This is a genomic window from Streptomyces sp. NPDC001348 (assembly GCF_053597535.1).
Map to the genome: position 1 here is coordinate 117964 of NZ_JBSFIK010000005.1, position 19400 is coordinate 137363.

16 protein-coding genes and 1 tRNA gene are annotated in these 19400 nt (G+C 70.8%); 4 read left to right on the top strand and 13 right to left on the bottom strand.

The window, feature by feature from the left end:
• Window positions 1–75: 75 nt before the first annotated feature.
• The 3 genes from ACWC21_RS07305 to pgsA are packed head-to-tail and all read right to left on the bottom strand — an operon-like array spanning window position 76 to window position 2827.
• Window positions 76–1242 (bottom strand): glycosyltransferase family 4 protein, encoded by a 1167-nt coding sequence (locus ACWC21_RS07305; RefSeq protein ID WP_450879031.1) that lies wholly within the window; start codon window positions 1240–1242, stop codon window positions 76–78.
• Window positions 1239–2147, bottom strand: coding sequence for a phosphatidylinositol mannoside acyltransferase (locus tag ACWC21_RS07310; RefSeq protein WP_450879033.1), 909 nt, complete (start codon window positions 2145–2147; stop codon window positions 1239–1241). The genes ACWC21_RS07305 and ACWC21_RS07310 overlap by 4 nt, the downstream gene beginning before the upstream one ends.
• Window positions 2144–2827, bottom strand: a complete 684-nt coding sequence (pgsA, locus tag ACWC21_RS07315) for a phosphatidylinositol phosphate synthase (RefSeq protein WP_450879035.1) — start codon at window positions 2825–2827, stop codon at window positions 2144–2146. Before pgsA ends, ACWC21_RS07310 begins: the two co-directional genes overlap by 4 nt.
• Window positions 2828–3109: 282 nt before the next feature.
• Between pgsA and ACWC21_RS07320 the strand changes: the two genes are divergently transcribed.
• Both ACWC21_RS07320 and ACWC21_RS07325 read left to right on the top strand, forming a co-directional pair.
• A complete protein-coding gene (locus tag ACWC21_RS07320) occupies window positions 3110–5305 on the top strand; it encodes an elongation factor G-like protein EF-G2 (RefSeq protein WP_450879037.1) in 2196 nt (731 codons plus the stop codon).
• Window positions 5306–5515: 210 nt separating this feature from the next.
• Window positions 5516–7162, top strand: coding sequence for a hypothetical protein (locus tag ACWC21_RS07325; RefSeq protein WP_450879039.1), 1647 nt, complete (start codon window positions 5516–5518; stop codon window positions 7160–7162).
• A 37-nt stretch (window positions 7163–7199) separates the two neighbouring features.
• Here the strand turns inward: ACWC21_RS07325 and ACWC21_RS07330 are convergent, their stop codons facing one another.
• Window positions 7200–7760, bottom strand: coding sequence for an HIT family protein (locus tag ACWC21_RS07330; protein ID WP_450879041.1), 561 nt, complete (start codon window positions 7758–7760; stop codon window positions 7200–7202).
• A 67-nt stretch (window positions 7761–7827) separates the two neighbouring features.
• Between ACWC21_RS07330 and ACWC21_RS07335 the strand changes: the two genes are divergently transcribed.
• Window positions 7828–8490 (top strand): potassium channel family protein, encoded by a 663-nt coding sequence (locus ACWC21_RS07335; protein ID WP_450879043.1) that lies wholly within the window; start codon window positions 7828–7830, stop codon window positions 8488–8490.
• A 33-nt stretch (window positions 8491–8523) separates the two neighbouring features.
• Here the strand turns inward: ACWC21_RS07335 and thrS are convergent, their stop codons facing one another.
• The 3 genes from thrS to ACWC21_RS07350 all read right to left on the bottom strand — a co-directional run bounded on the left by thrS (window position 8524) and on the right by ACWC21_RS07350 (window position 12410).
• Entirely contained in the window at window positions 8524–10509 is a 1986-nt protein-coding gene (gene thrS / locus ACWC21_RS07340) for a threonine--tRNA ligase (protein WP_450879045.1), read from the bottom strand.
• Window positions 10510–10602: 93 nt separating this feature from the next.
• Complete coding sequence (locus tag ACWC21_RS07345) at window positions 10603–11847, bottom strand: hypothetical protein (RefSeq protein WP_450879047.1); 1245 nt, start codon at window positions 11845–11847, stop codon at window positions 10603–10605.
• On the bottom strand, window positions 11844–12410 hold the full coding sequence (locus ACWC21_RS07350) for a DUF4365 domain-containing protein (protein ID WP_450879049.1): 567 nt from the start codon (window positions 12408–12410) through the stop codon (window positions 11844–11846). The genes ACWC21_RS07345 and ACWC21_RS07350 overlap by 4 nt, the downstream gene beginning before the upstream one ends.
• 168 nt (window positions 12411–12578) lie before the next feature.
• On the opposite strand from ACWC21_RS07350, the gene ACWC21_RS07355 reads away from it, so the two are divergent.
• Window positions 12579–13304, top strand: a complete 726-nt coding sequence (locus tag ACWC21_RS07355) for an exonuclease domain-containing protein (RefSeq protein WP_450879051.1) — start codon at window positions 12579–12581, stop codon at window positions 13302–13304.
• A 70-nt stretch (window positions 13305–13374) separates the two neighbouring features.
• On the opposite strand, the gene ACWC21_RS07360 is transcribed toward ACWC21_RS07355, so the two are convergent.
• The 6 genes from ACWC21_RS07360 to ACWC21_RS07385 form a co-directional block, all read right to left on the bottom strand.
• Window positions 13375–13446: transfer RNA gene (locus ACWC21_RS07360), tRNA-Val, on the bottom strand.
• 39 nt (window positions 13447–13485) lie between these two features.
• Window positions 13486–13932, bottom strand: coding sequence for an SRPBCC family protein (locus ACWC21_RS07365; RefSeq protein ID WP_450879053.1), 447 nt, complete (start codon window positions 13930–13932; stop codon window positions 13486–13488).
• Between the two features lie 153 nt (window positions 13933–14085).
• The gene (locus ACWC21_RS07370; protein ID WP_450879055.1) at window positions 14086–16824 is read right to left on the bottom strand and encodes an exo-rhamnogalacturonan lyase family protein; all 2739 of its coding nucleotides are present in this window, start codon (window positions 16822–16824) and stop codon (window positions 14086–14088) included.
• Between the two features lie 86 nt (window positions 16825–16910).
• Window positions 16911–17540 carry a hypothetical protein gene (locus ACWC21_RS07375; protein ID WP_450879057.1) on the bottom strand — a complete coding sequence of 210 codons (630 nt, stop codon included), beginning with the start codon at window positions 17538–17540 and terminating at the stop codon, window positions 16911–16913.
• Window positions 17541–17549: 9 nt separating this feature from the next.
• The gene (locus tag ACWC21_RS07380; RefSeq protein WP_450879059.1) at window positions 17550–18428 is read right to left on the bottom strand and encodes a carbohydrate ABC transporter permease; all 879 of its coding nucleotides are present in this window, start codon (window positions 18426–18428) and stop codon (window positions 17550–17552) included.
• Window positions 18425–19393, bottom strand: a complete 969-nt coding sequence (locus ACWC21_RS07385; protein ID WP_450879061.1) for a carbohydrate ABC transporter permease — start codon at window positions 19391–19393, stop codon at window positions 18425–18427. Before ACWC21_RS07385 ends, ACWC21_RS07380 begins: the two co-directional genes overlap by 4 nt.
• Between the last annotated feature and the right edge of the window lie 7 nt (window positions 19394–19400).

The following is a 19400-nucleotide window of genomic DNA, read 5'->3' on the forward strand; positions in this document are numbered from 1 at the left end:
CTCTTCGGCCTGAACCGCCTCGTCCTCGGACGCCGGACGGGCTGATCACGCCTGGACCGGCTGCGAAGGCACGGCTCAGTCCCGTGCCGCCAGGCCCAGCCGTGCGCGCAGTCCCGTGGCCCGCTCGTCCGCAGCCACCGCCGCGGCGCCCGCCGTCACCGTCTCGTACACCGAGAGGATGTCCGCGCCGACCGTCGACCAGTCGAAGCGCCGCACGTGCACGCTGCCCCGGTCCCGCAGCTCGGCACGGCGGGCCGGGTCGGCGAGCAGTCGTAGCGCCGCGTCGGCCAGGGCGTCGGCGTCCTCGTTGGGGAACAGTTCGCCGGCCGCGCCCTGGTCGAGGACCTGGGCGAAGGCGTCCAGGTCGGAGGCGAGGACGGGGGCGCCCGCCGACATGGCCTCGACGAGGATGATGCCGAAGCTCTCGCCGCCGGTGTTGGGCGCGACGTACAGGTCGATGCTGCGCAGGAAGCGCGCCTTGTCCTCGTCGCTGACCATGCCGAGGAACTCCACGCGAGAGCGCAGTTCGGCGGGGAGGGATTCGACCGCCTCCTCCTCGTCGCCGCGGCCGGCCACCAGCAGCCGGGTCTGCGGACGCGCGGCGAGGATCTTCGGCAGGGCCTTCATCAGCACCGGCAGGCCCTTGCGGGGCTCGTCGATGCGCCCGACGAAGCCGATGGTGTCACCCTGCCACTCGGGGTTGGGCTCGGCCTTGGCGAAGAAGTCGACGTCGACACCGTTCGGGATCACCACCGCGTCACCGCCGAGGTGCTCGACGAGGGTGCGGCGGGCGTACTCGCTCACCGCGATCCGTGCGCTGATCTTCTCCAGCGCGGCCTGCAGGATCGCGTACGCGGCGATCATCGCGCGCGAACGGGGGTTGGAGGTGTGGAAGGTGGCCACGATCGGGCCGGACGCCGCCCAGCAGGTCAGCAGGCCGAGCGACGGCGATGTCGGCTCGTGGATGTGGATCACGTCGAACGCGCCCTCGTGCAGCCAGCGCCGCACCCGGGCCGCCGAGAGGAAGCCGAAGTTCAGCCGGGCCACCGAGCCGTTGTACGGCACCGGCACGGCACGCCCGGCCGAGACCACGTACGGCGGCAGCGGTGTGTCGTCGTCGGCGGGGGCGAGCACGGAGACGTCGTGGCCCAGGCGGATGAAGTACTCGGCCAGGTCCCGGATGTGGAACTGGACGCCGCCCGGCACGTCCCAGGAGTACGGGCAGACGATGCCGATTCTCACGGCCTTCCCTTCGCGGGGTCGAGGTCGGCGAGCCACAGCCGTTGCAGCATGTGCCAGTCCTCGGGATGGTCGGCGATCCCCGAGGCGAAGGCGTCGGCCAGCGCCTGTGCCATGGCGGACGTCTTCTCGGCCCGGGTGCCCGACTCGGGCACCTCGACCGGGGGATGGACTCGGCCCCGCATGACGGGCGAGTCGTCGTACCAGAGGGTGACGGGCAGCAGGAGCGCCCCGGTCTGCTGGGCGAGCAGGGCCGGCCCGGCGGGCATGCGCGCGCTCTCGCCGAAGAAGGTCACCTCCACGCCGGAGGCGGACAGGTCGCGGTCGGCGACCAGGCAGACCAGGCCGCCGTCCCGCAGCCGCCGGGCCAGCGTGCCGAACGCGGAGCCGCCGCTGTGCGGCAGCACCTCCATGCCGAGGCCCTCGCGGTAGGCGACGAACCGGTCGTACAGCGTCTCCGGCTTCAAGCGCTCGGCGACCGTCGTGAACGGGATCTCCAGCTTCGTCGTGACCCAGGCGCCGGCCAGGTCCCAGTTGGCCAGGTGGGGCAACGCCAGGACGACGCCCCTGCCCGCGGCGAGGCCGTCCGTCAGGAAGTGCAGGTCCTTGGGGTCGAAGCCGGCCCTGATCCGCTCGGCGCTCCAGGCAGGGAGCCGGAAGGACTCCATCCAGTAGCGCAGGTAGGAACGCATGCCCGCCCGGGACAGCTCGGCAAGGCGCTCGGGGGTGGCGTCCGGCACCACGCGCGCGTAGTTGCTCTCCAGCCGCCGCACGCCCTTGCCGCGCTGTTTCCAGGCGAGGTCGGCGATGGTCCGGCCCAGCCGTACGGCGACCGGCTCGGGGAGCGTCTTCACGGTGCTCCAGCCCAGCCCGTACAGGGCGTCCGACAGCCGCTCCCCGGCGCTCACTGCGCCGCCTCGCTCCCCTGGGAGGCGTTCGCGCCGTCCGGCCCGGCCTCCGCCTCGGCCTCGGCGGACTCCCGGCGGACCGTGACGACCCGCTGGATCAGCGTGACCAGACTGCCGACCGCGACGATCCACAGGGCGACCGGCAGCAGGTACTGGATGCCCGGGACACCGAACTTGTGCAGACCCGCGAACCCGGCCGCGACCAGTGAGACCACCAGCCGCTCGGCACGCTCGACGAGACCGTTCACGGCGACCGGCAGCCCGATCGACTCGCCTCGTGCCTTGGTGTACGACACCACCTGGCCGCTGGCCAGGCAGAAGATCGACACGGCGCACAGGACGTTGTCGTTGCCCAGGCCCGCGTACCAGAGGGCGAAGCCGCCGAAGATCGCGCCGTCGGCGACCCGGTCCAGCGTGGAGTCCAGGAAGGCGCCCCAGCGGCTGGAGCGGCCCAGCTGGCGGGCCATGTTTCCGTCGACCAGGTCCGAGAAGACGAACAGCGTGATGACGACCGTGCCCCAGAAGAACTCGCCCCTGGGGTAGAAGACCAGCGCGCCCGCGACCACTCCGGCGGTGCCGATGAGCGTGACCGTGTCGGGGCTGACGCCCCGCCGGATGAGAAACGCGGCGAACGGTGTGAGGACACGCGTGAAGAATGCACGCGCGTACTTGTTCAGCATGGCCTTCCCGACGGTCGGTGTCGCCGCGGCCCCTGCTGGCCTCCGGCTGGCCCATCGTAGTCACGCGCGCGCATGAACGACCGCCGGGCACCCGCACCGGTGACCGGATCGGGTACATGGCTCGCAACCGCCCCCCGGCGAGGCGATGGGCGTCCCTCGTATGGACGCAGCGTGACGGGAGTGGAAAGCTCGAAGGACCGCGGGCGTCGCCGGAGCCGCCAGTGCACGCGGTGCCGCGTGTCCGCGCCCACAGTGACCTCACCGTGCACGGGAGGCAAGGCCATGGGCGACAAGGCGCACACACACCCCGGGGCCGCCGGCAGGGCTACGGCGGCCGACCACCCCGCGTCCGTACGGAATGTGGTGCTGGTCGGCCACTCCGGATCGGGCAAGACGACTCTGGTGGAGGCTCTCGCGCTGACGGCGGGAGCGGTGAACCGGGCGGGCCGCGTGGAGGACGGCGGCACCGTCTCCGACTACGACGACATCGAGCACCGGCAGCAACGCTCGGTACAGCTCTCCCTGGTACCCGTCGAATGGAACGGTTTCAAGATCAATCTCCTCGACACCCCCGGATACGCCGACTTCGTCGGGGAGCTCAGGGCCGGTCTGCGCGCGGCGGACGCGGCCCTCTTCGTCGTCTCGGCCTCGGACGGGGTGGACGGCTCGACCCGGATGGTGTGGGAGGAGTGCGCGGCCGTCGGCATGCCGCGCGCCATCGTCATCACCCACTTGGAGGCGGCACGCGCGGATTTCTCGGAGATGACCCGGGTCTGCGCGGAGGCGTTCGGCGCCGACGACCCGGACGCCGTGCTCCCGCTGTACCTGCCGCTGCACGGCCCCGAGGGCCCCGACGGGCACGCGCCCGTGACCGGCCTGACCGGGCTGCTGTCGCGAAAGCTGTTCGACTACTCCACCGGCGAACGCAAGGAGTCCGAGCCGGGCGAGGACCAGCTGCCGGGGATCGAGGAGGCCCGCAACCGGCTCATCGAGGGGATCATCTCCGAGAGCGAGGACGAGACCCTCATGGACCGCTACCTCGGCGGTGAGCAGGTCGACGTCAAGACGCTGATCGAGGATCTGGAGCGGGCCGTCGCGCGCGGCGCCTTCTTCCCCGTCCTGGCCGCCGCCCCCGCGGCCGAGGGTGCCAGGCAGGGCCTCGGCACGGTCGAGCTCCTGGAACTGGTCACCGGCGGGTTCCCGACCCCGCTGGAGCGGGAGCAGCCCCTGGTGACCACGCCCGACGGGGAGCCACGCGAGCTGAAGCGGTGCGACCCCTCCGGGCCCCTGGTCGCCGAGGTCGTCAAGACCTCCTCGGACCCCTACGTCGGACGGATCTCGCTGGTCCGCGTCTTCTCCGGCACCCTGCGCCCCGACGAGACGGTGCACGTCTCCGGCCACGGACTGGCCGACCGGGGCCACGAGGACCACGACGTCGACGAGCGCGTCGGCGCCCTGTCCACGCCGTTCGGCAAACAGCAGCGCCCGGTCACCCACGTCGTCGCGGGCGATCTCGCGTGCGTGGCCAAGCTGAACCGCGCCGAGACCGGGGACACCCTGTCCGCCAAGGACGACCCGCTGCTGATGGCCCCGTGGGAGATGCCGGACCCGCTGCTTCCGCTCGCCATCCAGGCGCACAGCAAGCCGGACGAGGACAAGCTCAGCCAGGGTCTGTCCCGGCTGGTCGCCGAGGACCCGACCATGCGGCTGGAACAGAACCAGGACACCCACCAGGTGGTGCTGTGGTGCCTGGGCGAGGCCCACGCGGACGTCGCCCTGGAGCGGCTGCGCAGCCGGTACGGCGTCCAGGTCGACGTCGTACCGCACAAGGTCTCGCTGCGGGAGACGTTCGGCTCCAGGGCGGCCGGGCGCGGTCGGCACGTGAAGCAGTCCGGCGGGCACGGCCAGTTCGCCATCTGCGAGATCGAGGTGGAGCCGCTGCCCGGCGGCTCGGGCATCGAGTTCGTGGACAAGGTGGTCGGCGGTGCCGTGCCCCGGCAGTTCATCCCGTCGGTCGAGAAGGGCCTGCGGGCCCAGGCGGCCAAGGGGGTCGCCGCCGGATATCCGCTCATCGACGTCCGGTTCACGTTGCTGGACGGCAAGGCGCACTCGGTGGACTCCTCCGACGCCGCGTTCCAGACGGCGGGCGCGCTCGCCCTGCGGGAGGCCGCCGTCGACGCGAGGATCCATCTGCTGGAGCCGGTCGCCGAGGTCACCGTGCTGGTCGGCGACGACTACGTGGGTCCCGTGATGAGCGACCTGTCCGGGCGGCGCGGCCGGGTGGTCGGCACCGAACAGGTGGGCACCGGGCGGACCCTCGTACGGGCCGAGGTGCCGGAGATCGAGATCGGCCGCTACGCGGTCGACCTGCGGTCCCTCTCGCACGGCACCGCCCGCTTCAGCCGGTCCTACGTGCGGCACGAACCGATGCCGCCGCAGATCGCCGAACGCGTCCGCGAGGACGCCAAGGAGGGCTGAGCGCTCCCTGGAACCGCAGCGCACCTGCGGGCCACTGCCCCGTCGGCGGGCGGCTTCGGCCGTCCGCCGACGAATGTCGGTCCCTGCCGATACGCTGGTGCGGTGATCAACACGCATACACGTGATCACCATGTGTCCTGATCAACAGGTGTGCGGACCAAGGAAGTCGGGAAGGCCGCAGGAGCGGGGCCGCGGCGATCGGGGGCGGGAATGTCGGTGGGAACGGAGTGGGACGGGCCACAGGTGCCCATCTCGGGGGACGAGAGCCAGGCGGCCACGTTCGCCCTGGCCTCGGCGGCCTATCGGGACAGTGACGTCACGGACATACTCAAGGCCAACGGCGAATGGCACGAGTCGACCGTCAAGGACGGTGTGTTCTCCCTGCTCAAGCCGAATCTCGGCGAGGCGTTCTCGCGGGCCGTGGTCGACCGTATGCTCGCCCCCGGCCGCGCCGCGCTCATTCAGTCGTTCGGCACGGAACCTCAGGTCGTCGTCGAGCACTGCCTCGCGGCGAACACCATCCGCCGGGACCGCGACAACCGGCTGACCGCCGTGATGGTGTTGTGCGGCCTGCTCTTCCTGCCCGGACTCCTGGTCTGGCTGCTCGTCTTCCAGATCCGCTCCACCATCGCCAAGCTCAACGACAGGCGGGCCGGCGCCCTGGGCACCACCCTGCTCGTGGCGGTGGGCGCGCTCACCGCGCTCTTCCTGGTACGCATGCCGTTCCACGGGTTCTGGGCCTGGTACGGACGTGCGGCGGCGGTGGCCCCGGTGCTGGGCTGGTTCTGGGCCAAGCGCATCTGCGAGCAAACCGCCCATGACCTGCGCGGACGGTGGGCCGGTCTGCTCGCCGGCAGTAGCGTCGGCGCCAAGATCCCCGAGTCGGTGCCCAGCAGCCCCGCCCAGACCGCCGCCGAGCAGTTGCGCCAGTCCCTGGCCAAGCTCAGCGCCGAGCAGCAGTCGAACTCCGTCTTCTACGCCGGGCCGAAGGGCATACTCGGCATGGGCACCCGCTGGGGCGCCTGGCAGCTGGCCGAGGACCTGGTCCCGGCCGACCCGTCCCGGGAGATCCACCCGTTCCGCAGCTGGGACGTCATCCGCGCCATCCATGACCAGCTGAGGATGCTGGAGCGCGGCCCGCTGAACACCGGAGGCTTCCCGAAGGCCTCGATACGGCACTGGATCGTCACACCGATCGGCGAGAACGCCACGGCCGTCTCCCGGCCGGAGGGCACCGACGTCGAGGCGTACCAGGTCAAGTCGCACGCCATACAGGACATCTGCAACAAGCAGCAGTTCGGCAGCGGCGACCGGCACTACCTCGGGGTCCAGTGGACGCTGTGGGACGGCCAGCTGATCATCACCATGCTGATCACGGTGACCGTGCTGCACGAGACGCTGCGCATCGAGGTGACCGGGCATGCGCTGGGGCCGGTGCACTCCCTGTTCACCTCGAAGCCCGAGGCGCCGACGAAGTCGGTCCCGAAGTCCCTGAAGCCCTGGGAGTCGCGCACGATCAAGCTGCCCCTGGTCAATGCCGACGAGGTGGTGCGGCTCACCGCGCGGGCGCCGCTCACCTGGTACCCGCCGCTGCTGAACTGGCTCGGCGGCACGCTCGCGCTGCCCGAGCCGTTCGGGCTGCGGCACGTGTGGGCGGACAAGCCGTGGCGCCACCGTTTCATGGCCGACGACGCACTGCGCGCCGCCACGCCGGTCCTCCGGGTGGTGCACTCGGCGGCGATCCGGGTGCTGCGCGAGAACGGCGTGGACGTGGAGAAGTTCGGGGCGCGGTCGGCGTTCCTCAGCGGGCAGGTACAGGACCCGACCCCCAAGAAGGCAGACCTCTACGAGGCGTAGTCCCCGGGGGCTGCCGCCCCCGGGACCACCTTCGCCGTCACACGGCCGGCCAGGCCTCCGCGAGCATCTTCCGGGTGTCCGCGAGCAGCTGCGGCAGCACTCGCGTGTGGCCGACCACCGGCATGAAGTTCGTGTCGCCGCCCCAGCGGGGCACGATGTGCTGGTGGAGGTGGGCGGCGATACCGGCGCCCGCCACGGCGCCCTGGTTCATGCCGATGTTGAAGCCCTGCGCGCCGGAGGCGGTGCGCAGGGCCGTCATCGCCTGCTTGGTCAGCTCGGCCAGTTCCATGGTCTCCGGGACGGTGAGCTCCGTGTAGTCCGCGACATGGCGGAACGGCACGGTCATCAGGTGACCACCGTTGTACGGGTAGAGGTTGAGCACCGCGTACACATGCTCACCGCGCCGGACGACCAGCCCGTCCTCGTCCGTCATGGCCGGGATGGCGCAGAAGGGACAACCGTCGCCGGCTCCTGGGCCGGTGGGCTTGTTCTCGCCCTGGATGTAGGCCATCCGGTGGGGTGTCCACAGGCGCTGGAACGCGTCCTGCGTCCCCACTCCGATCTGCTGCTCCGGCTCACTCGTCATGCAAGGCAGCATATGGCTTCGCCCGATCGCGGCGTGTCGCCGGGGCTCGGGCGAAGCGGTCCGGGGCGAAGCTGTGGCCATGGACGACGACAGCCGTACGGCCCGCTGGGAGCGGCGGGTGGGCTACCCGCTGGGTGTGGCGTCCCTGGTGTACCTCGGCTCGTACGCGGTGTGGGTCCTCGGGGAGGGCCTGCCCGAGCCCCTGCCCGACCTGTCCCTGGCGGTGATGGCCGGGTGCTGGGCACTGTTCGTCATCGACTACGCGGTCCGCTGGCACCTGAGCGGGGAGGGGCTGGGCTTCGTCCGCCGGCACTGGCTGGACACGGTGGTCGTGCTGCTGCCCCTGCTGCGTCCGGTACGGATCGCGCGGGTCTACGACGCCTTGCAGGAGCGCCGACCGGGACGGCCCCGAAGGTCCCTGCAGGCGCGGGTGATGCTGTACGCGGGGCTGTCGGCGGTACTGCTCGGCTTCGCGTCCTCGCTCTCGGTCTACCGCTACGAGCGGACGGCCCCGGGCACCACGATCCACACCTTCGGCGACGCGTTGTGGTGGGCGGCTTCCACCCTGTCGACCGTGGGCTACGGCGACGCGGTCCCGGTGACGCTGCCGGGACGGCTGGTCGCGGTCGTCCTGATGGGCTGCGGGCTGGCCCTGCTCGGCGCGGTGACGGGGTCGTTCTCCTCATGGCTGGTCGAGCGGTTCACCCGGGACGAGGACGAGGAGAGGCCCGCGGGGGACTGAAGTTCCTCGCGGGCCTCTCCTCGGACGTGGACGTCAGACCTGCGCCCGCTCCTCCACGACCTTCGCGATCTTGGCGATGGCCTCGTCGAACGGGATGCCGTTCTCCTGCGAGCCGTCGCGGTAGCGGAAGGACACGGAGCCGCCTGACATGTCCTCGTCGCCCGCGATGACCATGAAGGGCACCTTCTGCTTCTGGGCGTTGCGGATCTTCTTCTGCATGCGGTCCGAGGAGGAGTCCACCTCGACCCGCAGGCCCTGCCTCTTCGCGGCGGCCGCGAACTTCTCCAGGTACTCGACGTGCGCGTCCCCGATCGGGATGCCGACCGCCTGGACGGGGGCGAGCCACGCCGGGAAGGCGCCCGCGTAGTGCTCGAGCAGTACGGCGAAGAACCGCTCGATCGAGCCGAAGAGGGCACGGTGGATCATCACGGGGCGCTGCTTGGAGCCGTCCGGGCCGGTGTACTCCAGGTCGAAGCGCTCCGGCAGGTTGAAGTCGAGCTGGATGGTCGACATCTGCCAGGTGCGGCCGATCGCGTCCTTGGTCTGGACGGAGATCTTCGGCCCGTAGAAGGCGGCGCCGCCCGGGTCGGGCACGAGCGGGAGGCCCTGCTTCTCGGCGACCTGCCGGAGGGTCTCCGTGGCCTCCTCCCAGACCTCGTCGGAGCCGACGAACTTCTCCGGGTCCTTGGTGGAGAGCTCCAGGTAGAAGTCGGTCAGGCCGTAGTCACGGAGCAGTCCGAGGACGAAGGTGAGCGTCTTGTCGAGCTCCTCCGACATCTGCTCACGGGTGCAGTAGATGTGCGCGTCGTCCTGCGTGAAGCCCCGGGCGCGGGTCAGGCCGTGCACGACGCCCGACTTCTCGTACCGGTACACGGTCCCGAACTCGAAGAGGCGCAGCGGCAGTTCACGGTAGGAGCGGCCGCGCGCGTCGAAGATCAGGTTGTGCATCGGGCAGTTCATGGGCTTGAGGTAGTAGTCCACGCCCTCGTCGAGCTGCATGGGCGGGTACATGCCGTCGGCGTACCAGTCCAGGTGGCCCGAGGTCTCGAAGAGCTTCCCCTTGGTCGCGTGCGGGGTGTAGACGAACTCGTAGCCCTCCTCCTCGTGCCGGCGGCGCGAGTAGTCCTCCATCACGCGACGGACGATGCCGCCCTTGGGGTGGAAGACGGCGAGGCCGGAGCCGATCTGCTCCGGGATGGAGAACAGGTCGAGCTCGTTGCCCAGCTTGCGGTGGTCGCGCTTCTCGGCCTCGGCGAGGAAGTCCAGGTACGTCTTCAGCTCGTCCTTGGACGGCCAGGCGGTGCCGTAGATGCGCTGGAGCATGGGGTTCTTCTCGCTGCCGCGCCAGTAGGCGGCCGCGTTGCGCATCAGCTTGAACGCCGGGATGTTCCGGGTGGAGGGCAGGTGGGGACCGCGGCAGAGGTCCTTCCAGCACAGCTCGCCGGTCTTGGCGTCCAGATTGTCGTAGATGGTCAGCTCACCGGCGCCGACCTCGACGTCCGCGCCGTCGGCGCCATCCTGAACGGAGGCGGACCCCTTGAGGCCGATCAGCTCCAGCTTGTACGGCTCGTCGGCGAGCTCCTCACGGGCGGCGTCGTCGGTGACGACACGGCGGGAGAACTTCTGCCCCCGCTTCTGGATCTCCTGCATCTTCTTCTCGATGGCCTTGAGATCCTCGGGCGTGAACGGCTTCTCGACGTCGAAGTCGTAGTAGAAGCCGTCCTTGACGGGCGGGCCGATGCCCAGCTTCGCCTCGGGGAAGAGCTCCTGCACGGCCTGCGCCATGACGTGCGCGGTGGAGTGGCGCAGGATGTTCAGGCCGTCCTCGGAGGAGATCTCGACGCCCTCGACACTCTCGCCGTCCTGGACCTGGTAGGTGAGGTCCTTGAGCTCGCCCCCGATCCGCGCGGCGATGACCGAGCGCTCGCCGGCGAACAGCTCGGCGGCCGTAGTGCCCGGCGTCACCACGCGCTCTTCCCGCTCGGAATCGCGTTGGATGATCACACGGACGTCTGACACCGGTCTCTCCTGACTGAAGGTGGATGCGGCGCCATACCAGGAGCGCGCGCATTACGCGATCGTACCGACCCCGGACGGTCGAGCGCGAAACGGTTATCCCCGGTCCTCGGCCCCGCAGGACTCCTCGAAGAAGCCGGCCTTCTCGGCGGTCTCGTGCAGTGACTTCAGCAGCCGGTCGCGCTCGGCGTCGTCCACCCGCACCGGTACCACCCCGCAGGCGCCGGTGAGCCTGCGGAAGCCGCCCCGGCTCTCCAGCCGCCCCTGCACCCGCACCGGCAGCCCGACGAGGTGGGCGTGCCCGGCGGTGCGGTAGGCCTCCTCGTCCACGGTCACTTGCACGTACGGCACCTCCGCGCCGTCGATCACCCGCAGGCGTACGGCGCCCTCGCCCCGCGGCCCCGACCTGCGCATGCGGACCACCGTCCCGGTGATCCGCACCGCGACCGAGGGCTCCTCGCGCAGATAGCGGGCCCCGGCCTCGCGCAGGGCGGGCAGGTCGCCGGGCGAGAACTCGACGGGTTCCGCGGAGGCCGCGCAGCCCTCGGGGACGCCGGCGGCCGGCGCCCACTCCACGGTGATCCGGGCGCCCTCGGTGCCGCACACGAGGGCGACGAGGGCATCGGTCAGCTCACGGCTGACGCCCGCCTCGACGGCGCCGTCGAAGGCGTCCATGCCGCCGGTGGCCCGCTGGTAGTCGATGGCCTCGCGGGTCGCGTACAGAGCCTGGTGGAGGCGGACGGCGAGGGGGCGTGCGGTGCCGACGGGGGCGAAGGCGGTGAGGGCGCGGCCCGAGGCGGCCGGACCGACGAGGACGTCGTCCAGCAGCGCGGCGGCCGAGCGCCGGTGCCGGGCGCCGTGGTAGCCGGCTCGCGCCCGGGTGGCGAGTGCGGCCGCGAGGAGCGTCTGGCGGGCGGCGGTGCGCAGCCGTTCCTCGACGGTCCAGGGGGCGGCGCCCGCGGGCCCGCTCGGCACGTCCCGCCCCCAGTGGATCTCATCGCTGGGCATGGCGAGGGCGAGGAGCACCTCGCGGGCGGAGGGCGTGCCGCTGCGGGCGAGGGCGAACAACGCCTCGCCGAGCAGGTCGTCGCTGTCGGGGAGGGCCCGGTTCTCGGGCACGAGCAGGCTGGTGCCGTTGCCGCCCGGTCCGGGCGGGGTCCAGCGGCCGTAGCGGCCGGCTGCTCCGCCGCGCCGCTGCCAGCCGTGCCGGTGCAGCAGGGCGCCCAGCACGGCCGGGTCGACGTCGGCGGGCTCGGGGGGACGGTCCCAGGGGGCGGCGGCAGGGGCGTCCGGGTGCGGCCCGGGCTGCCGTGGGGGCTCGCCCAGGGGGCGGTGCGTCATGGTCTGCCTCCTGTCCCGGCCCGCGTCATGATCTCGCAGAGCGCCCGGTCGTCGAAGATGCGCGAGGTCGGTATCCGCACGGTGGTCCGGTGCCGTCCGGTGACGGGGTGGCCGGCGAGGTTGATCCAGTAGCAGCAGTGTCTGAGGTCGAGGCGGTCGTGGCCGGCGCGCAGCCAGTCGTCCTGGGACCGCGGCACGAGCATGACGACCAGGATCTTGTGCACCGTGACCGGTGTGCGGGCGAGTTTGCGCAGGTGGTCGTTGTCGAGGGTGAAGGAGAAGAAGCGGCCCGGGGGGTTGGGCGCGATCTGGTACGTGCACTTGAGCTGCACCTTGATGGTCACCTCGTCGTCGACGGTGTGCCCGGGCGCGCTGTGGCTGACGTGCCAGTCGATGCCGTTGTCCGGGAACGGCTGCGACAGCGAGCAGCCCGCCGCCGCGGCGACCGCGTGCAGATAGCCGACCTGCAGTGTCTCCATGCAGGCGGTGGTGGCGAGGGTGCCGCGAAGGGGGCCCGTGTGTGCGGGCAGCAGCCCGCCCCGCTCGGGCTGCGCTATCGCCATGACCAAGAGCCTTCCGCGCCAGGTGTTTCCCCGTTGCGGGCCGCTGAACTGCAAAGACCCGTACTCGTGTTGTGTCCTTCCGGCGTACGGCGCAAACAGCCCGGGTATCACCAAACAGGCAGAAGACGGTATGTCAGCTGCCTTCGTAGGGTGAGGAGTTGTGGTCGTATGACGTGCTGGTACGAGGGGCCGCTGGCCGCCTTCGACACGGAGACGACGGGCGTGGACGTCGAGACCGACCGGATCGTGTCGGCCGCGGTCGTCGTCCAGGACGCCCCGGGCACCCGGCCCCGGGTGAAGCGCTGGCTGGTGAACCCGGGTGTCCCGGTGCCCGAGGCGGCGACGGCGGTGCACGGGCTGACGGACGAGCAGCTGCGGCGTGACGGCCGCTGGCCGGCGCCGGTGATGTACGAGATAGCCGAGGAGCTGGCGGAGCACGCCGCGCTGGGCCGTCCGCTGGTGGTGATGAACGCGCCGTTCGACCTCACGCTGCTGGACCGGGAGTTGCGCCGGCACCGGGCGTCCTCACTGGACCGCTGGTTCGAGGCTTCGCCGCTGCGGGTGCTGGACCCGCGGGTCCTCGACAAGCACCTCGACCGCTACCGCAAGGGCCGCCGGACCCTGACGGACCTGTGCGGCCACTACGGCGTGACCCTGGACGGCGCGCACGACGCGGCGGCGGACGCGGTGGCGGCGCTGGAGGTGGTACGAGCCGTGGGGCGCCGTTTCGCGACCCGGCTGGAGCGGCTGTCCCCCGCCGAGTTGCACACCCTCCAGGCGAACTGGCACGCGGCACAGGCCCGCGGTCTGCAGGCGTGGTTCGCACGCAGCGGCTCGGAGGAGACGGTCAGCACGGACTGGCCGCTGCGGCCGGACCTGCCGGCGGCGGCCTGAGAGGTGGGGCGCAGCACCCTCGCTGGAAGCGGAAAGGCCGGTCCGCATGTGCGGACCGGCCTTCTCCCGGTGGGCGATACTGGGTTCGAACCAGTGACCTCTTCGGTGTGAACGAAGCGCTCTCCCACTGAGCTAATCGCCCGGGAACGCACTGAACAATACAGGTCCCCGCGGGCTTCCTTCAAACCGCTTCCAGGTAGCGCCGCAGTCCGCGCCGTCCGGCCCTCATCATCAGCCGGTGGTTGGCGCGGAAGACGGGGCGTCCCGGCACGGCGAGCCGCCTGAGCAGCGGCTTGGTCACGTCGACGACCTGGTCGTAGCGCGCGAGCGTCCCCCGCCCTGCGGGCGTGACCGTCCAGCGCGCCCGGCCCTCGATGTCCCCGGACACGGCGACCTGCAGAACTCCGGCGCCCGGGTCGCGGCGCGTCTCGCGGGCGGTGAAGGTCATGTCGTACGGCAGGAAGGAGCGAATGGTGAGAACCCCGGTGCCGCCGTCGAGTCGGGTGACCGAACGCACCTGCGGCCACCAGCGGGGGTAGTCCTCGGGTCGCTCGAGCGCCGCGTACACCGCGGCCGGCGGGGCGGGCAGGGGCCAGAGGCTGGTGAAGCGGTAGTGGGTCCAGTCCATGGACCGTGTCTTCCCCGGTCCGCCCCGGCCAGGCTCGGCCGACTGAGTACGCGTACTCATGCACCGTGTGGTGACGCGGCCCACACTCGGGGGACGAGCGCCGCCGCCCGTGCGACGGCGCTCCCCCGTCACGTCCTACGAGGGCACCGCGTCCTACGAGGGCATCCTGTCGCCCAGCAGGGCCAGGTTCTCGATGGCCGCGAGGCCGTAGAGCGCGGTGTCGTTGGTGGACACCCAGCTCGCCTCGCTGCCGGGGACGAGGGTGGCGGGGCCGCTCAGCTTCTCCGTCTTCCACGGCGAGGACTCGGTGTAGCCGTCGGAGGCGTAGAACTTGGTCCAGGCGCGCTGGGCGAGCGTCTGGTCACCGGTCTGCACGGCGGCGTACGCGTCGAGGCGCGAGTGGCCCTGGAAGAGCAGCAGGGTGCCGAAGTCGGAGCCGTAGCGGGCTTTCTGCTCCGCCTTGGTGGCGTTGAAGTACCGGCAGTAGTCGAGGTAGACCTGCTTGAACTTCGGCATGTCGACCAGGTGGATCAGTTCGGCGCACAGCTCGTTCAGGCCGAAGACGGCCGACAGGTGGGACACGGAGACCACCGGGGTGTCCGCGACGGCGAACTCGCCGGTGTCCAGGTCGTACAGGCCGCTGCCCTGGACGAAGCCGTTGGGCTGGGCGGCGATGCCCTCCATGGTGGACAGCACCCGTGCCTTGGCCTTCTCCCACTTGGGTCCCCTGCGTTCCCACTCGGTCAGCCAGGCCGACACCAGTCCGCTCCAGTCCGTGCCGAAGCCGATCGACAGGGCGTGCCGGTCGGGGGTGTAGGGGGTGGTCCGCACCTTTCGCTGCGGGTCGAGGACGAGGAATGTCTCGTCGGAGTCGATGTTGGCGTGCATGAGGTCGCCGACGCGTTCGTCCGCGGTGAGGAAGTAGTAGAAGCGGCGGTAGGTGGTGTTGGCGATGCGCTGCTGCTTGGCGCTGTCGGCGAAGTGCTGCACACCGTGCCGCGTGCCGAGTCCCGCCCACTCGCCGATGTGGTAGACGTCCACCTCGCCGGTGTGCCGGGTCATGGCCTCGGCGAAGCGGAAGATGTCGGACCGGCCGCTTCTCAGATACGCGTACCAGAGCCACAGGTCGGGCGAGAGCTCGGAGTTGTCCCAGGCGTAGCCGCCGATGTCGTAGCGCCACACGTGCCGGGCGGAGTCGTAGGTGTGCATGATGTCGCCGTAGTCCCAGAAGCCGTACCAGCGGCGCTGCTCCACCTGGTCCCGGTAGTAGGTGAAGAGGAAGTCGAGGTGGTCCTCGATCTTCGCCTTGGCGGCGGTGGAGCGGTCGGGCTCGGAGTAGAGGCCGGGGCCGAAGACCTTGGCCTTGATGAGCTGCTTGGGCGGGGCGGCCAGCTGCGGCAGCACGCGTACGGCGTTCACCTGCTCGGCCAGGGTGTCGGCGCTCGGGGTGGCGTCGTTGGCCCAGAAGAGCAGTTCGGAGGTGCGGGCGATGCCGTACGGGGTGCCGAACTTCGGCTCGTAGTCCTCGTAGGTGATGTTGAGGCCCTCGAGTTGTTCGGCGTAGGTGTCCTGGCCCATGCCGTCGTGGTAGAAGCGCAGGTCCATGGGCTGGGCCTCGGGTGACCAGAGCCAGAGGGTGACGGTGGCCTCGTCGGTGTGGGCGTCGCGGATGTCGAGCTGGGCGGGGAACTTCTCCCAGAAGTCGCGCAGTCCGAAGGAGAGTCCGCCGCTCGCCCCGCCGACGTAGCCGAATCCGGAGGCCCGTCCGCCGCCGCCGGCGCCGATCCAGCCGTAGCCCTTCTTGGTGCGCTTGCGCAGGGTGAAGCCGTCGGCGGAGAGCTGGGAGAGGGTGTAGTCGCCCCAGTGCGGGACGTACTGCAGGCGGCTGGTGACCCGCTGGTCCCAGGTGGAGGGGTCGGGCAGCTTCTTCCCCTCGTACTGGGCGGCCTGCACGGCGGCGCCGGGGTCGCGGCGCAGTCCGGTGATGCCCTGGACGGCCTCGCGCAGCAGGCCGGTGCCCTCGCCGCCGATCCGGATGTGCCGGTCGTAGGCGGCGTCCCGCATCGGCACGGAGAAGCGGACGCCGAGCCCTCGGATGAAGTCCCCGCCGGCCTTGCCGGGCTCCAGGGTGCCGTCGTAGGTGATGGTGTGCACCATACGGAAGGAGTCGGCGCCGGCGTAGAAGTAGAGGCGGAGGGAGAAGGGCAGCCAGCCGCGGCCGCCCCTGCGGTGCTTGCCGTCGATGCGGACGACGGCGCGGACCGGCCCCTCCTGCTCGACCGTGACCGAGGAGATCGCGCCGTCGAAGCGCTCGGTGCGCACCGAGCCCTGGTCCTCGTCCTCGATCTCGGGCTGGCGGATGAGCACCAGCCGGCCGTTCTTCGCGATCTCCGTCGACCCCCGGGTGACCGACTTGACGATGGTGGAGCCGTTCTTGCCGATCCGCACGGTGATGACGCCGGTCGACACGTCGACGGTGCCGCCGCTCTTGTCGACGGTGACCTTCTTGCCGGGGGCCTCGGGGGTGCCGGCCCGGAGGGTGAGCCTGCCGGTGCCGGAGCTCACCGCGTGGGCCGTCCACTTGAGTGAGCCGTCGGGCCAGTGGGCGAGCGGCCAGGACTGCACGGGCACGGCCGTGCCGTCGGCGTCCGTGACGGCGAAGGTCTGGTCCTCCTGGTACGCGCCCATCGGCCAGGGCACGCCGACGGTGGAGCCGGGCGCGGCGCCGAGGCCGCCGTCCTCCAGCCAGTCGAGCGTCACCGGGTCGGGGTCGGCGGCCGCGCCGCTCGGCGCCGCCTGCGCGTCCTGGGCCCCCAGCGCCCAGCTGAACCGGGCCGCGGCTCCGGCGACGGCGGCCGCCTTGAGGAGGGACCTGCGGGGAATGGGCGACATGGCTTTCCTTTCACACGCGGTGCGGTGGTCAGGGACATGACATAGACGGGGGCACCGGGACGCCCGGCGATGCGCGGCACCGCCGGTCAGCGCTGCCGGTACCGTTCCTCCACGGCGACGGCCGCCGCCGCGACGGCCCCCAGCACGGGGACCGCCAGCGGTGCGATGAGCAGGGCGGAACAGGCGACGAGTACCGTTCCGCCGACGAGCAGGAAGGATCCGGCCGGGTCGAGGACCGTACGCCGGCCGGCCGCGGCGAGCAGGGTCCGCCAGGTGGCGCCCGGGACCCAGACCGCCGCCGCGCGCATCGCGGCGACGGCGGTGCCGAGCAGCGCGAACAGCCCGACCGCCCCGACGAGCGGGCCACCGGGCAGCCCGGCCCGCACCGCCTGGACATCCACCCACCCCAAGGCCGCGGCGACCCAGCCGGCGAGCCCCACGGCCCAGCCGCCGCGTACGGCCGCCCGGAAGTCCCGGGCGAACTCCCGCCAGCCTCCGCCCTGGTGGGTGGTACGGCGTCGCAGGTGCCGGGCACCGGCGGCGAACGCGGCCGGACAGGTGACGACCCCGAGCGAGGCGACCGCGATCCACACGCCGGTCAGCAGGCACTCGGCGAAGATCCCGAACCTTCCCCAATCCCTCGGCTCCGCTCGGGCCGGGGAGGCCCCTGTGGCGAGCACGGACTCCTTGCGCGCCTTCGCGCGTACCTCGGCCATCGGTCCCCCTCAGCCCTTCAGTCCGGAGGTCGCCATGCCGTCGATGAGGTACCGCTGGAAGGCGAGGAAGAACAGCAGCACCGGCAGCAGCGCGACCAGCGACATGGCGATCATCCCGCCGTAGTTGGCGGCCACACCGTCGGAGTCGCGGAACATCATCAGGCCGAGGGAGACCGTGTACTTGCCGGGCTCGTTGAGGTAGATCAGTGGGCCCAGGAAGTCGTTCCAGGCGTTGATGAAGGTGAAGATCGCACTGGTGATGAGCGCCGGGCGGCACAGCGGCAGCACGATCGACCAGTAGATGCGCAGATGCCCGCAGCCGTCCAGCCGGGCCGCCTCGTCGAGCTCCCGGGGCAGGTTGCGCATGAACTGCACCATGAGGAAGACGAAGAACGCCTCGGTCGCCAGGTACTTGCCGATCAGCAGCGGGGTGTAGCTGTTGATCCAGCCCAGTTTCTGGAACATGACGTACTGCGGGATGAGCAGCACATGGTACGGCAGCAGCAGCGTGCCGATCATCAGGCTGAACAGCAGGTTCCGGCCCGCGAACCTGATCCGTGCGAAGGCGTAGGCGGTCAGTGAGCAGGAGATCAGGATGCCGACGACGGAACCGAGCGCGTAGAACAGGGAGTTCTCGAAGAAGGTCCAGATCGAGATGTCGGCTATGCCGTCGGCGAGGCCCTTGAAGTTGCTCAGGATCGGATGGGACGGGAACAGCTGGAGGCTGTTGATGATGTCCTTGCTGGGCTTGAACGAGGCACCGAGGACCCAGACGACGGGATAGAGGATGACGGCGAGGATCAGCAGGGCGCCGACGTGCCAGATCAGTGACCCGGTCCGCCTGCGGTTCATCCCGGCGCCCAGGGACTTGGTGGTGGTCGCACTCATCGGGCGTCCTCCTCGTAGTGCACCCACTTCTTCTGGGACCAGAAGAGAACGGCCGTCACCAGGGCGACGGCGAGCAGCAGCATCCAGGCCATCGCCGACGCGAAGCCCATCTGGGAGTTCTTGAAGCCCTGCTGGTACAGGTAGCAGGTGTAGACGAGCGTGGCGTCGGCCGGACCGCAGTACGTGTTGGAGACCACGTACGCCGAGCCGAAGATCTGGAACGAGTGGATGGTCTCCAGGAGCACGTTGAAGAACAGCACCGGGGAGATCATCGGCAGGGTGATGTTCCAGAACCGGCGGAAGGGCCCGGCGCCGTCCATCTCCGCGGCCTCGTACAACTCCCTCGGCACCTGCTTGAGCCCGGCCAGGAAGATGACCATCGGGGCTCCGAACTGCCAGACGGTCAGCGCCACCAGGCAGTACAGGATCCAGTCGGCGTTGCCGACCCAGCCGCCGACATGGAAGCCGAGGGCGGACTGCACACGGTCCACGACGGCGTCGTCGGAGAACAACGACCGCCAGACGAAGCCGACGGAAACACTCGCGCCGATCAGCGAAGGCGCGTAGAACGCGGCCCGGTAGAAGGCCTGCCCGCGCCGGCTCTGCGCGAGCAGCAGGGCGACCCCGAGCGCGAGCAGCAGCTTCAGCGGGGTGCCGATGATCACGTACTTGGCCGTCACCTCGACCGACTTCTGCCACCGCGGATCGTCGAACATCTTGGTGAAGTTGTCGAAGCCGACCCACTTGGGGGCGTTGAAGAGGTTGTAGTCCGTGAACGCGAAGTAGAGGGAGGCGATCATGGGGCCGGCGGTCAGGAACAGGAAGCCCGCGATCCACGGGGACATGAACAGATAGCCGGCGAGATTCTCCCGGCGCCCCCGGCGCTGTCGGGCGGCGGGGGCGGTGGCGCGGGCCTTCCGGGCGGTCGGAGCGGAGTCCTTGACGAGAGTCACAGGGGTTCCCATCGGGCTT

Excerpts from the sequence above, each read along its gene's own strand:
- pgsA (WP_450879035.1), bottom strand. The coding sequence starts at position 2,827 with ATGCTGAACAAGTACGCGCGTGCATTCTTCACGCGTGTCCTCACACCG.
- ACWC21_RS07320 (WP_450879037.1), top strand. The coding sequence starts at position 3,110 with ATGGGCGACAAGGCGCACACACACCCCGGGGCCGCCGGCAGGGCTACG.
- ACWC21_RS07325 (WP_450879039.1), top strand. The coding sequence starts at position 5,516 with ATGTCGGTGGGAACGGAGTGGGACGGGCCACAGGTGCCCATCTCGGGG.
- ACWC21_RS07330 (WP_450879041.1), bottom strand. The coding sequence starts at position 7,760 with ATGCTGCCTTGCATGACGAGTGAGCCGGAGCAGCAGATCGGAGTGGGG.
- ACWC21_RS07335 (WP_450879043.1), top strand. The coding sequence starts at position 7,828 with ATGGACGACGACAGCCGTACGGCCCGCTGGGAGCGGCGGGTGGGCTAC.
- ACWC21_RS07345 (WP_450879047.1), bottom strand. The coding sequence starts at position 11,847 with ATGACGCACCGCCCCCTGGGCGAGCCCCCACGGCAGCCCGGGCCGCAC.
- ACWC21_RS07350 (WP_450879049.1), bottom strand. The coding sequence starts at position 12,410 with ATGGCGATAGCGCAGCCCGAGCGGGGCGGGCTGCTGCCCGCACACACG.
- ACWC21_RS07355 (WP_450879051.1), top strand. The coding sequence starts at position 12,579 with ATGACGTGCTGGTACGAGGGGCCGCTGGCCGCCTTCGACACGGAGACG.
- ACWC21_RS07365 (WP_450879053.1), bottom strand. The coding sequence starts at position 13,932 with ATGGACTGGACCCACTACCGCTTCACCAGCCTCTGGCCCCTGCCCGCC.
- ACWC21_RS07370 (WP_450879055.1), bottom strand. The coding sequence starts at position 16,824 with ATGTCGCCCATTCCCCGCAGGTCCCTCCTCAAGGCGGCCGCCGTCGCC.
- ACWC21_RS07375 (WP_450879057.1), bottom strand. The coding sequence starts at position 17,540 with ATGGCCGAGGTACGCGCGAAGGCGCGCAAGGAGTCCGTGCTCGCCACA.
- ACWC21_RS07380 (WP_450879059.1), bottom strand. The coding sequence starts at position 18,428 with ATGAGTGCGACCACCACCAAGTCCCTGGGCGCCGGGATGAACCGCAGG.
- ACWC21_RS07385 (WP_450879061.1), bottom strand. The coding sequence starts at position 19,393 with ATGGGAACCCCTGTGACTCTCGTCAAGGACTCCGCTCCGACCGCCCGG.